The sequence below is a fragment of the Pirellulales bacterium genome, assembly GCA_035546535.1.
Classification (GTDB): domain Bacteria; phylum Planctomycetota; class Planctomycetia; order Pirellulales; family JACPPG01; genus JACPPG01.
Map to the genome: position 1 here is coordinate 53,550 of DASZWQ010000069.1, position 13,184 is coordinate 66,733.

At 62.0% G+C, this 13,184-nt stretch carries 8 protein-coding genes; 4 read left to right on the top strand and 4 right to left on the bottom strand.

From position 1 onward, the window contains the following. Positions 1 to 130 precede the first annotated feature (130 nt). Positions 131 to 2,476 (top strand): dienelactone hydrolase family protein, encoded by a 2,346-nt coding sequence (locus VHD36_09470; GenBank protein HVU87540.1) that lies wholly within the window; start codon positions 131 to 133, stop codon positions 2,474 to 2,476. A 171-nt stretch (positions 2,477 to 2,647) separates the two neighbouring features. After that, positions 2,648 to 4,120, top strand: a complete 1,473-nt coding sequence (locus VHD36_09475; GenBank protein ID HVU87541.1) for a hypothetical protein — start codon at positions 2,648 to 2,650, stop codon at positions 4,118 to 4,120. A gap of 197 nt (positions 4,121 to 4,317) precedes the next feature. Here VHD36_09475 and VHD36_09480 read toward each other — a convergent pair whose 3' ends face one another. After that, positions 4,318 to 6,099 (bottom strand): polymorphic toxin-type HINT domain-containing protein, encoded by a 1,782-nt coding sequence (locus VHD36_09480; protein ID HVU87542.1) that lies wholly within the window; start codon positions 6,097 to 6,099, stop codon positions 4,318 to 4,320. A gap of 562 nt (positions 6,100 to 6,661) precedes the next feature. On the opposite strand from VHD36_09480, the gene VHD36_09485 reads away from it, so the two are divergent. Then, positions 6,662 to 8,941 (top strand): hypothetical protein, encoded by a 2,280-nt coding sequence (locus tag VHD36_09485; protein HVU87543.1) that lies wholly within the window; start codon positions 6,662 to 6,664, stop codon positions 8,939 to 8,941. 67 nt (positions 8,942 to 9,008) lie between these two features. Here VHD36_09485 and VHD36_09490 read toward each other — a convergent pair whose 3' ends face one another. From VHD36_09490 to VHD36_09500, 3 genes are all read right to left on the bottom strand, one after another. Beyond that, positions 9,009 to 9,983: an ROK family protein gene (locus VHD36_09490; protein HVU87544.1), complete on the bottom strand. Its 975-nt coding sequence runs from the start codon at positions 9,981 to 9,983 to the stop codon at positions 9,009 to 9,011. A 134-nt stretch (positions 9,984 to 10,117) separates the two neighbouring features. Beyond that, positions 10,118 to 12,007 (bottom strand): WD40 repeat domain-containing protein, encoded by a 1,890-nt coding sequence (locus VHD36_09495; GenBank protein ID HVU87545.1) that lies wholly within the window; start codon positions 12,005 to 12,007, stop codon positions 10,118 to 10,120. Between the two features lie 258 nt (positions 12,008 to 12,265). Then, positions 12,266 to 12,901 carry an SIS domain-containing protein gene (locus tag VHD36_09500; GenBank protein HVU87546.1) on the bottom strand — a complete coding sequence of 212 codons (636 nt, stop codon included), beginning with the start codon at positions 12,899 to 12,901 and terminating at the stop codon, positions 12,266 to 12,268. A gap of 129 nt (positions 12,902 to 13,030) precedes the next feature. Here VHD36_09500 and VHD36_09505 point away from each other — a divergent pair, with 129 nt between their 5' ends. Then, a complete protein-coding gene (locus VHD36_09505; GenBank protein ID HVU87547.1) occupies positions 13,031 to 13,153 on the top strand; it encodes a PEP-CTERM sorting domain-containing protein in 123 nt (40 codons plus the stop codon). Positions 13,154 to 13,184: the final 31 nt, after the last annotated feature.

Below are 13,184 nucleotides of genomic sequence, written 5' to 3' on the forward strand. Positions count from 1 at the left end.
ACGTTCGTGCCGGCCTGATCTTAGCCTGCCATAATAGGCCGCGTTCCGATGCCCGGCAACGCGGCAGAATGCGCCGCACGCACCGCGTCCAATCGCCGCAATTAGCCCACAATTTGCCGAGGTTGATTCGATGCCCACCCTGCGATCGTCAATTGTTCCATCGCTGCTTTTGACTGTGTGTGCGGTCGCCCGCGCCGCGACGGCCGGTGAACCACTTGCCGGCACGCAGCCGCTTACGGTCGAGGGGGATCTGGCCTCGGCGATGGTCGAGGGGATCGACCGCTTCCTGCTGAGGCAGATCGAGCAGGCGCCGGAACATCGCGCGGCGTTCTGGGATCGCGACACGTCTTCGCCCGAGAAATACAACGCCTCGGTCCAGCCGAACCGTGAGCGATTGGCCAAGATTATCGGGGCGGTCGATCGTCGCCTGCCGTGCGATGAGTTGGAGATCATCGCGACCACCAGCCAGCCAGCGCTCGTGGGCGGCTCGCTCAAGTTCGAGGCTTTGGCCGTGCGCTGGCCGGTGCTCCCTGGCGTGTACGGCGAGGGGCTGCTTTTGCATCCCACGCGCGAGACGCCGATCGCCGACGTCATCGCCATTCCCGACGCTGATCAAACTCCGGAAATGATTGCGGGCCTGGTGACGGGCGACAAGGCGTTGCCTGCCGAGCAGCAGTTCGCGCGCCGGCTGGCTGAAAGCGGCTGCCGTGTCGTGGTGCCGGTGCTGATCGACCGCGACAACAAGTATTCCGTCGGCGCGGCCGGCACGCGTCCGACGAACCAGCCGCATCGCGAGTTCATTTATCGTCAGGCTTATGAACTGGGGCGGCACATCATCGGCTACGAAGTGCAGAAGATGCTCGCCCTGGTCGACTTCTTCGCGGCCGATGCCAAACGCAACGAGCAGAAGCGCCCGATCGGCATCATGGGCTATGCCGAAGGAGGGCTGATCGCGTTCAATACGGCAGCGCTCGACACGCGCGTTGATGTTGCGTGCGTCAGCGGATATTTCGGCCCGCGCGATCGGGTGTGGGAGGAGCCGATCTACCGCAACGTCTTTTCGCTATTGCGCGAATTCGGCGACGCCGAGATCGCATCACTCATCGCGCCGCGGGCGCTGGTGATCGAAGCGTCGCGCGTGCCGGAGATCGCCGGTCCGCCCAAGCCGGCGCAGGGTGTTGGCGGCGGCGCCGCGCCGGGCAAGCTGACGCAGATCGATCCGCTGGCATCAACGCGCGAGGCATTGCGCGTCGCAAAACTCCCCGCGGCAATGCACGGGCCACTTACGTTCATGGGAGGGCCAGGGGCCGACAATGTCCTTCCAGCGGGGAGCGAGAGCACGCTCGAGGCGTTTCTCCACTACCTGAATAAAGATGCCGAAGTGGCCGAGTTGGGCCCGGCGCCTGTCGTGCGCAGACAGCCCGATCCGCAGCGCCTCAAGCGACAATTCGACGAACTGGTCGATTTCACGCAGGACTTGTTGGCGCAGTCCGAGGAGACGCGGCGACAGTTCTGGTCCAAGGCCAGCCGCAGGTCGATCGAAGAATGGCAAGAATCGACCGCCTGGTATCGCAAGTATTTCTATGACCAGGTCATCGGCCGCTTCGTTGTGCCCAAAGAGCCGGCGAACCCGCGCACGCGCAAGATTTTCGACCAGCCCGAATTCACCGGCTACGAAGTGATGCTCGACGTGTTTCCCGATGTGTTCGCGTACGGCATTTTGCTCGTGCCCAAGGACCTGAAGCCGGGCGAGCGGCGGCCGGTCGTCGTTTGTCAGCATGGACTGGAAGGGCGTCCGCAGGCGGTCGCCGATCCGTCGGTGAATGACCACCATTACAACCAGTACGCGATCCAACTGGTGAAGCGCGGCTACGTCACTTACGCGCCGCAGAACCCGTACATTTTTCAGGATCGCTTTCGCGTCTTGCAGCGTATGGCCAACCCGTTGGGCCGCACGCTGTTCTCGATCATCGTGCCGCAGCACGAGCAGACGGTCGACTGGCTGGCCTCGCTCGATTTCGTCGATCCGAAGCGCATTGCCTTCTATGGGCTCTCGTACGGCGGCAAGACGGCGATGCGCGTGCCCTCGATCGTGGAGAAGTATTGCCTGTCGATCTGCTCGGCCGATTTCAACGAGTGGATCTGGAAGAATACCTCGGCCCGCAGCCCGTACAGTTACCTGCACACGGGCGAGTACGAGATGTTCGAGTTCGACCTGGGCAATACGTTCAACTACTCCGACATGGCCGGGCTGATCGCGCCGCGGCCGTTCATGGTCGAACGCGGCCATCGCGACGGCGTGGCCCCCGACGACACGGTGGCGTATGAGTACGCCAAGGTGCGGCTGCTGTACGCCGACCTGAAAATTCCCGAGCGCACGACGATCGAATTCTTCGACGGCCCACACACGATCCACGGCGTAGGGACGTTTGAGTTTTTGGATGAGCAGTTGGGCTGGACACCGACGAGCAAATGACGGATTTCGTGGTACATCGTCACAAATTCTGCTTAGAGCAACGATCGAGATAAGTTGGAGAGACGAATGTCACGCTATCGACGAGCATTTATCGTTGCCGCGCTTGTCTGCTCTGTTTCGAAATGTTCCGCAGGATTGGCAGGTGCCAATCTGAGCGAAAGATACGATCGCATGAACTGTTTCGAGCTACTCAAGGCGGCCGCCGCGGCGCGGTCCACCGAAGAGGCGGGGTTTCTCTTTTTCGCCGCGCAGGTTCGCTTCGAGATCGATAAACAAGTCTTTCCACCGCTTAAGACAGGCGGAGACAGCCCCGGGACGCTGCAATCCGCGCTTTCGATGAGCGTGGGAACGCGCGTCGCCCCGGCGCTAAAAAACGACGCGCGTGCCCAGGCCAAGGCCGCTCAGCTACTCGACAAATGGAAACCGTACCTTGGCGAAGACTACGAGCCCGGGTGGGAGCATAAGCCGCGAATGGGCCAGCCGGCGGCAACCGCTCTGGTGACGCGCGTCCATCAGAAGGCGATAAAGGTGCTGACTCCCAATACCAAGCTATTAGAAAATGCCGAGTATGTTCGATTGACCAAAGAGCGCAAGAATGCAGACTTGGTCATTCAGCGGATCGATTCGCAGACTCTTCCTGGCGCTCCGCGTACGCCTGAAGTCGCTATGGAATACGAAGATGCGGGCAATAAGCGTCTGGCTGCCGCTCTACGGATGCGACAGATTGAAGACGAACTTGCGCCCGAGATGCGCTGGCACGCCCAGGCCGGATGGAAAGCCGAAGATTATTTCCAGGATCCGGCCGTTATCGCACTCTGCCACGCCATTGAAGACAATAACATCAAGGAAATCGAGCGTGTGATTGCCGACGGCGCCGACGTTAGCGCCGTGGGAAAAGACGGCATGACACCGCTACTGTGGGCCTTTCCGGACCGCAAGCTAGACCGTTTCGCTTGCCTGCTCCGGCACGGCGCGAATCCCAACGTCTACATCGAGTCCGATTTTGGGCTGGGACAGCGAGCGTTCCATCCCCATCCAATCGGTGGCTCAACGCTTCTAGACCGGGGCTGCCACGGCGGGCAATCCGTCACGCACCTGGCCAGCCGCTCGCCGGTGATTGAATACTTGAAGTTGGTTCTCGCACATGGCGGTGACGCGGATCTGATCGACAAGAAGACCGGCGAGGCGCCGCTCGACATTGTTACGCAGCACGGTTTTCTCGACATGAAGGACCGCGTTGCGTTGTTGCTAACGAAAAAGCCAGAATTGAACCGCTTTTGCGAATATCATTTGACGTATCCTGCCATGGCGGCGGTCAAGAGTCAGCAGTTCGGCGCGGCACTCGTTCTACTCAAGGCCGGTGCCGATCCGCATTTGTACGAGCCAAATGGGGAACGAAAGCTGGTTCATTGGGTGCTCTTCGAAAAGAAACGCGTTCTCCAGTACCTTCCGCCCGACGGGGCTGCCGAATTTGATGCGCTTGTTGCTTGGCTTGCCCAGCAAGGCGAAACGCTCGATCAAGCGCAAGCGGACGAGGATCAGTGGGAAGTGATCTACAAAAAGGAAGGTCGCATGCGCGGCAGACAAAAAATCGTTACTGACCGCAAAGCGAAAGAAGCGGCGACTGGAAAGGACAGGCCGTAGAGAACCTTATCTCACCGGTGGCTACGTCCACAGCGCTCGCACGTCGCTCCCCCGGTGAAGGACGTGCGCAACCTCTCGACAGTCGTCCGACTCTGCCCCTCGCTGGCGCTTCGGGCTTGTACCGCATGGCGACGCAGGCGCCGGAGCATATCGTACGCAAACGAAGCGTGACGTATAAAACCGGCGCAACCCCTGCCCTAAGGCTGCGCCGGCGCCTCACGATATTCCTCTTCATCGACCAGGCCTGGCACCGTAGCGGTCGTCGGCCCACGCACGTTGATGTCGTGTACCAGGAACGCCTGGTCGGTGACGAAGTAGGTATTGAAGTCGGCCACGATCAGGTTGTGGCACACGGCCTTTCCGTGCATCTCGATGCTGTCGATCGGCAGCGGTCCGCTCGTGGTATGCAGCAAGTCGCCGGGTTTGAGCTCTTTAGCCATTTTCCAACCAACGCCCGAGACCCAGAACAAATGGCCGTAGGTGCAGCGAATCAACTCGCCATCGACAGCGATCTCGACGAGCTTGCGGACTTGGGGCCCCACGGTGGTGGCGGTTACTGGCTTATACGCCAACTCGCCGGAGTCGACATCTTGGGAAAGGACAAATTCGCCGACCTTGATATCCTCGATCGGTAGAGGTCCGCTCATGGTCCACACCTCGGTGCCGGGCACGAAGCACGAGTGGTAGCGGATCTGGTACTGGACGGGCGCCGTCCCGGAGGTGCGCGTCATGTAGCTGACCGGCTTGTTCGTCGGCGAGTACATCTCGTTGTATTGTGCCCACCACTCCCACCACAGACGCGGTTGCGGGGGCAGTGATTCTTCGGTGAGCGATTGCAGCGCGGCGCCAGCCCTTTTGTTCACTTGTTCCTGTAGCAGGTTGAACTGGGCCGTGTTTTGCGCCAGTTGCCGGTCGGCATTAAGGCTTTCGTCAACTGCGCCGAGGGGGCGCGGCAATAGGCCGTTTTCGCGAACGCTGATGCGCTGCACCAGCGCGCCTTCGGACACGAATGACAAGCTTTGAGACTGTCCTTCTTGGAAAAGCGACAGCCGATGCGCCGGGCGACCGTCGTCCAGGAAGAACGTGTCGAAGCGCGTTTCGATCGGCAATTGCATGTACGACAGAAGCATCGGCGCGTAAGCATAGACGGATCGCGACTTGAGCGCGTTTAATGCCTCGCTGCGGGTTTGGGGATCTTGGGCCAGTACGGCATGGCGAACGAGCGAGACGGTTGCCGGCTGCGCCCGTATCTCGGCCAGGCTTGCGACCACGGCACGACCTACCGCGGCCGAACTCAGGCCCGTCGCCGCCTCGAGCGCAGGAATCGCGCCGGGGTCGCGGATCGCCTTTAATTCTTTGAGCGCCTTCTCGCAGGCGGTCACACTGCCGTTCATGATGTCGTTCCGCATAGCGACCAGCCGCGGCACCCAAATCGCTGTTGCGGATCGAGCTTGGGCGGCTTTCGCGGCCAGCGCGGAGCTTTCGGCGACCGTGACGAAGCGCTCCCCATAGGGCACCAATTGCAGCGGGGCGCTAACTCGGGATTTGTCTGGCGACAGGCGATAAACGTTTTCGACGTGCAGACGCTCCTGCTCGGGCAGGTTGGCCTGCGCCGCGAATTCTGCGAGCCGTCTTTGATCTTGGGGAGATTCCTTCGAGCGGTCGCGCAGCCTGCGATATTCGCTCATCTTCGCTACCTGCTGCTCGTCGCGAGCAAGCTGGATCGGCTCGACCCATTGGTCGCCACGGCGGATTTCGCCCAACTGCCAATGGGCGGGGGCGTAATCGGGATCGGCCGCCAGGGCCCGGGCCAGATAGCGCGATCGCCCTACGAGATCGCCCGCCGCTTCAGCTTCGAGGGCCAGGCGCACGAGTTTCGCAGGCGTGATATCGGATTTGGTCGCTTCGCCAGCATCGCAGGGAGATACGCTGCATCCGAAGCCGGCCGAGGCAAGAAAGCAAATAGCGGTCGCGATCATTGGCCGCGACTTGCCCGTACCACACGCCGATCCCTGCGCTGGCCGCATCACTGCCTCCCCAGCCCCCGGGGCTGGCTAAGATCTTCGTTGCGACACCGCTGCTCCTCGTCTTGCTATCGCCGGTTCATCTTCGCCAGGCCGCACAAGCACGCGGTCACTTCGATGCGACGGCGACGCTTCGCTGGCGTTAATACGTACCACGCAAAGGTCGTAGTTCATAATTACAAATTCGTGAATCGCATGAGGTTACGGCGTCGTTAGCTTTGTCGCGCAGCACGGGCGTAATGGATTCGACCCTGCCGCCGTCGGTGCTGCTCGTTCCGGCTCTTCAATCCGCTAGCACAATTGCTCTTTCCGCGCTCTGCCGCTTTTGGTACTACACCGCCGTCGAATCTCCTTTCCCAATTCTCGTGTGCTCATTTTTGCGCTTGCGCCGTTTACGGCTGCGCGAGTTTGTGCGCCCGAGGTAGCTCGCACGTGCGGCCTGTCATCACTTCTTGACCGCACGACGTGGGAAAGACGAGCGTTCGGCTCACTTCTCGAATTTCGTTGGAGACGAGCCATGAAGCGGATGCTTCTCCGTTTGTCGGCATTGACCGCGGTCATGTCGCTGGGCACTTATGCCGTAGTCGAAGCGCAGCGCAGTCATCGCACCGCGCAAGCCGACGCCGCGGCAACGGCGGATAGTGATGCCACGACGGGCGAGCCCGCTCCTTTCATCGTCGATGAGCGCACGGTCAAGCCGATGCCGCAGCCGACGGTGCTCGAGACGGCCGCGGAGGAGTCGCCAACGCCGGCCGGCGGAGCCGCGCAAACTGGTGGTGCCGCACCGCCGGCCGGCGATCCGTTCACCGGTTCTCGCTGGAATTCGCACTATCCGCCCGAAGCGGCCGCGCCGGCCGACCGCGGCGCCCAATGGACGCCCGAGCCCGAAGATCCGCAAGCCATTCCGCCGGCTCCCGAAGCCATGCGCCGCTACGACGCGCAGCAGGCCGCGGGTCGGACCGGCCGCGGTGGCCGCGGCGACATTCGCCCGTTGACCTATGACGAAGGTGCGACAGCCGCGCAATCGCCAGATGACGTTGGCGAAGCGCGTGGCTCCGCGGCTGACGAACCACAGCCGACGCTGGCTCCGCCGCGCCCCGGCAATCCGTTTGCCGCAGTACCCGAGGCGCCAGCCAACGCGCCGCCGGAGGCTTCGTTCGATAATGCGTTGCCCGAAGAACCGGCTGCGTTGCCCGGCCAGCCCGAAGCAGAACCTGCGCCAGCCGCTGCGGCGTCGCGTTATAGCCGCGCCGCGCAACAGTCCCTCGAACCAGCCCTCTTGCCCGAGGGTTCGGACAACGACCGGCAGGCTTTTGCGCCAGCCACGGATGCGGGCAACTTTGCCCCGCCGGCCAACAGTCCGCGATCCGCCGGCAGCGCAAGCGCCGGCGAAGGTCAAGGCCGCCCAGGTGGACGCCATCTCGAAGGACCACAGGTGCCGCACCTGACGATCGAGAAAGTTGCCCCGACCGATGTGCAAGTCGGCAAGCCGGCCGTGTTCACGATTAAAGTGCGCAATACCGGCGCCGTCCCGGCGACGCGCGTCGAAATCCACGACACGATTCCCAAGGGAACGCAACTTCTGAGCACCACGCCGCACGCTGCCGAAGCGGCGGACGGCGAAGTGGTGTGGACGCTCGGCTCGCTCAAGCCGGCCGAGGAAACCACGGTACAACTGGAACTGATGCCCGTCACCGAAGGCGAGATCGGCAGCGTGGCGACTGTGCATTTCGCGGCTGAATCGTCGGTGCGCACGCTAGTCACGAAACCGGTCCTGACGATGGACGTGAAGAATGCGCGCGAAGTCCTCGTGGGCGAGGAAATCATCTTGTCGATCGCGCTCAAAAATACAGGTAGTGGCGCAGCCACGGGCGTCGTCGTGCGCGAGGTCGTGCCCGACACGCTTCAGCATCCGGCCGGCCCTGAATTGGAATACGAAGTCGGCACGCTCAAGCCGGGTGAGAGCCGGCAACTGGACCTGAAGATGCGCGCCGTCAAGGCGGGCCGGGTGCAGAACACGTTGTCGGCCATCGGCGAAGGGAGCTTGCGTGTCGACCAGGTTGCCGAGTTCGAAGCCGTGGCGCCGTCGCTGGCCGTGAAGATGGAAGGTCCGACGCGTCGCTATCTCGATCGCCAGGCTACGTATACAGTGACGATGTCAAACCCGGGTACGGCCACCGCCAAAGACGTTTCGCTGGTCACCTATTTGCCGACCGGCTTGAAATTCGTCGAGGCCAACAACGCGGGCCAATACGATCCGCGCACGCGCAGCGTGCAATGGTCGCTCGAAGAGCTGCCAGCCAACGAGACGGGAACCGTCACGCTGACGACCGTTCCGGTCGAGGTCGGCGAGCAGGTGGTGCGCATCGAAAGCTCGGCCGAGCGCGGTCTGGCGGCTCAGGACGAAAAGACGATCCTGGTCGAAGGCGTGGCCGCGATCAACTTCGAAGTCGTCGATCTGGCCGATCCGGTCGAAGTGGGCGGCGAGACCGGCTATGAAATCCGTGTCGTCAATCAAGGCACAAAGACCGCCTCGAACGTACAGGTCGTCGCGCTTCTGCCCGAGGAGTTGAAACCGACGTCGGCCGAAGGGCCGGCGCGCTTCACGATCGACGGCCAGCGGGTGCTGTTCGAGCCGCTGGCGCAACTCGCTCCGAAGGCTGACACGACCTATCGCGTGAAGGCCGAAGGACGCGGTCCCGGCGACGTGCGGGTGCGGGTGCAAATCATCACCGACGAAATCCGCACGCCGGTCACGAAGGAAGAAAGCACGCGCGTCTACACGGACGAGCAGTGAAGCGAGGAAATGCAGAATGCAAATTGATGAATGATGAGTGGGCTGGAGTCTCTTCGTTCCCCACTTATCAGTTTTTCTCCGTGTCTCCGTGCCTCCGTGGTGAATCTGCTTCCGCAGCAAGTGCCAGCGCTCCGTATACGACCATCTCTTCGCCCAATTGTGCGGGCAGAATCTGGTACGTGCCGCGAAATGGTGGAAAGACGTAGCGCTCGACCTCGGCACGCAGCGGCGCGAAGAATAGCTTCTCGCCCAACAATGATACGCCGCCGCCGATCACCACTGCGGGGGGCGATAGTAGCGTGATCACTTGTGCGATGGCCCAGGCCAGCGCGCGGCGCGATTCGCCGAGGCCGTCCAGGGCCAACTGGTTACCGGCCGCCGCAGCTTCGCCGATCGTCTTTGCCGTCAGTAGTTCCAGATCGTCGTCCGTGCGCGCGCTCAGGTCGGCGACGTCGGACGTTGCGGCCGTGGGAATGAGCCGTCGCACGGTGGCCACGATGCCCGGCCCCGCGGCGCGCGATTCGAGCGTTGCCTGCGAGTCGACGGCGTCTAGTCCTGGTCGCAAATGACCGATTTCGGCCGCGCCGTGCCCGCTGCCGCGATAGATGCGCCGGTCGACAATGAATCCGCCACCGATGCCGGTGCCGACCGTGATGTAAAAGATAGGATCATGACCGCGACCGGCGCCAAAGTGAGCTTCGGCCAGGCCCGCCAGATCGGCGTCGTTCCCCAGTACGGTCGGCGCGCCTAATTCCTTTTCGCACCAGTCGGCGAGGGGGAAATTGTCCCAGCCGGCTACCTGGTGACTCTTCACCGTGCGGCGTCCGTCGGCCGCCAATGGCCCGCCAAAGCCGACGCCGATTCGTTCGACATCGTGCGCCGCCACAAGCGGGCGAGCCGCGGCGCGGATTTGTTTGAGAATGCCCTGGGCGCCGTCTTCGATACGTACGTCGTGCCGAACAAGCTTCACGAGCGGCGGCCCGCTTCGCTTCCCCACGCCCAGTTGCAGCTTCGTACCGCCAATTTCAATGCCGAGGAACATGGTGGCTTCGGGAGATAAATGGAATCCTACGATTGCGCTCGCGAAATCTACCTCGCAGATACGGAGCAAGTTACCTTAGTTGGTCCCGGCGCGCAAGGCCGTCGCAGAAGGGGGCACACTTCGTGCCGGTTGCGTTACTTCGCGTCGCATCGCCAGATGAGCACGCTGGTATCGGCCGTAGCGATGGCCAGGAGCTTACCAGAATGCGAGAACACCAGCGATTTTGGCTCGGCATCCAAGTCCGGCAGTTCCGCGACTGTTTGTAGCCCTGGCAATGATAATATCCGCACGCCCGGATTATCGCCGCCGTAACCCGCGGCGCCGAAACGCCCATCGGGCGAGATCGCGACCGGTCCGGCGTGGCGACCCGGCAAAGCGGCCTGCCTTATCCGATTTCGATCCTGTGTGTCTAACAGCACAACCGGATGCTCATTCGTCCCCTGTTGGCCATACGATTGCGATAATTCCCACCGATTGTCGGGCGATACATCGACGCGTTCTCTCCGAATGCTGACGCCAAAGTGCCCACCCTGTTCTTGGCCTGTCGTGGTGTCGAATTCATAGGTGAAATCGCCCAGCGCCATATAGAACCTGGTCGCATCGGGCGAAAACATTCCGTCGAATAAATGCGGCTCGTTGCCGGCGGCAATCTTCTCCGGGTCCGCGGGCAGAGGGGCGCCGTCTGGAATCAGGCGAGTAGCCATCAATTCCTTGCCATCGGCGACATCAAGGCGACGCAGCTTCAAATCATCGCCCCAGGACAATAACGTCGTTCCATCCGGTGAGAAGGCCAGAGATCGGTGCCCTCCCGTGCGGCCGTGTCCAGTCGATCGCCAAAGCTCCTTGCCCGTGTCGGTTTGCCAAAGACGCACGGTGTTGTCGAGGCCTGAGGAGGCAATGATGCAGCCATCACGCGAAACGTCCATCGCGCGTATCCACCGCGCACCCGTCTGACCATCATCGTGGCGCATAACGCGCAGCTCGCGGGCGGTCGTCACATCCCACACGCGAATCGAAGCATCCTCGCTGGCCGTGATGAGCAGATCGTCGGCAGGCGAGAACTTCAGATATCGCGGATTGAGTTCATGTCCCGGCAGCCGACGGCCCAACCGCTCCCCGCCTGGCAGATCCCAGACGATCATGTTCGGGTGCGAGTCGCTTGTGGCAGCAAGCCGCTTGCCGTCGCGCGAAAACTGCACGTGCGTGAACGCGGCCCAGGGAACGTGGAACCGGTGTATCACTTTACCGCTGTCGGTATCCCATACGGCCACCCCGGCACGAACCTCCAGAGTGTAAATCGGCGCGGCCAGGAATTGCCCATCGCGTGAAAAAGCGACCGATTTTGGGTACCAACGGCCGACTCCTTCGACGCCCAAATCGAGAATCTTGTCGACGTTGGCGATGTCGACGATCGACACGCCCGGCCGGATACCTGCTACATCGCCGCCGGTTGCCAGCGATTGGCCATCTGGCGAGAAGGCCAAGGAAAGGATTTGACGACCCCGCGGCGGTCTTTTCGAGACATAGAATTCGCGCGGTTCCATCTTCGTTTGCCACTTCCATAATTGTGCCTTGCCGAACGTCGTACCAATCGCGATTGTCTCGCCGTCAGGCGAAAACACGAGCGCCTCGATGTTCGTTTTGTCGATGATTCGATGCGCAATGATCGATTGCGTCGCGACGTCGGAGACGGATAGGCGACGTTCGCCGTCGGCGAATGTGGAAGCTGCGATCGTGCGTCCGTCTGGTGAGACGGCTATGTTCTTGCCAAGAAATCCCTCGATATCCTGCCGCCAGCGCACTCGACCGGTGTCGGATTCGATCAGCGCTAGCCAGGTCGAGGAGGGCGGTTCATCGGGTCGCCATGTCAATCCTGGTGCCGCGAAGAATCGTCCGTCGGCGGTCGCGGCGGCGCACGTGAAGTATTCCCTTTCGGGATCGTACAAGCGCAGCGATCGCTCGAGCGTTCCCGTGTCGGTGTCCCAACGCTCGAGCCGACCGTCAGCAGTCAGATACGAAAGCACGTGCGTTCCTGGCAGGAAGGCGATCGCTTTGGCCTCATGCGTCGGCCGAAAGCGCTTTGTGCCGAGCCGACCGATCACGCCGCCCGGTAGCGGGTCGCCGTCGCTATCGACATTTGCAGATGGCGGGGCTGCCGCTTTGCTTGCGACTTCATCGGCAAGGACGTGCCGTTCGATGGCGACGACTGCGCACAGAAGCCATGCAAGGACGCCCGGTCGGAACACGCTGCCACCTCTCGGATGCGACAACGCTTTGAACAACTACTTGCTGCTCGCCGCCGGCGCGCCGTTCTTGGAATGACGCCCCTCATTATTGATGCGGGCGAAGACGTCGTTGAGCACCCAGTGGAAGACGCACAGGTGGATGCTCTCGACCATGCCCATGTCGTCCAGGGGGACGTGCAGGCCGGCTTGGGCCATGCTGCGGAGCTTGCCGCCGGCGAATCCGGTGAGGCCGAACGTCTTTAAACCGTGGCGATTGGCCCAATCGACCGCGGCCAGAACGTTGGGGCTGTTGCCCGATCCGCTGATCGCCAGGACCAGGTCCCCCTTGCTCCCATAGTTCATCAACTGCTGCACGAAGATCTGGTCGTAACCGACGTCATTGCCCACGGCCATGATCCAGCCGAGGTTATCGGTCAGGCTGAGGACCTTGAGCCGCTTCTTGGATTCGTCCTTGAGGTCCTTTTCGTGGAGGCTGCTTTTGCCCAGATCCTCGGCAAAGTGCGAGGCGGTGGTGCCGGACCCGCCGTTTCCGAAGATGAAGACGAACTTCTCGTTGTGCCAGGCATCGAAAATCAGGTCCGCCATCTGGCGAATCTCGGCATGATCGACGCGATCGATCTCCTTGTGCAGGCGATCGATGTACGGTCCGACTTCCAGCTTGGCGCCTAACATTGGCGGTCGTTCTCCCGAGGTGGTCGCGATCATATCGCAGGCGTTGTTCGAACAGCTTCAGTTTAATATCGCGGGCGGGACTGGACCAGCCGCAATCGTTGCCTGATCAGGCCAACAGATGGACTGGGGGTGTCAACGAGCCATTCGGCGTCAAGCTTCAGCGGCGGAACGGCCTCGGTTCCCGTGCCCGAACCGTCGACGGTGCTCTTGGCCGCCGTGGCGATTGTCGCGCTACTGGCGCGGTGGCGATAACAACACCCGAGCTTGCCGGACGATCGATCCT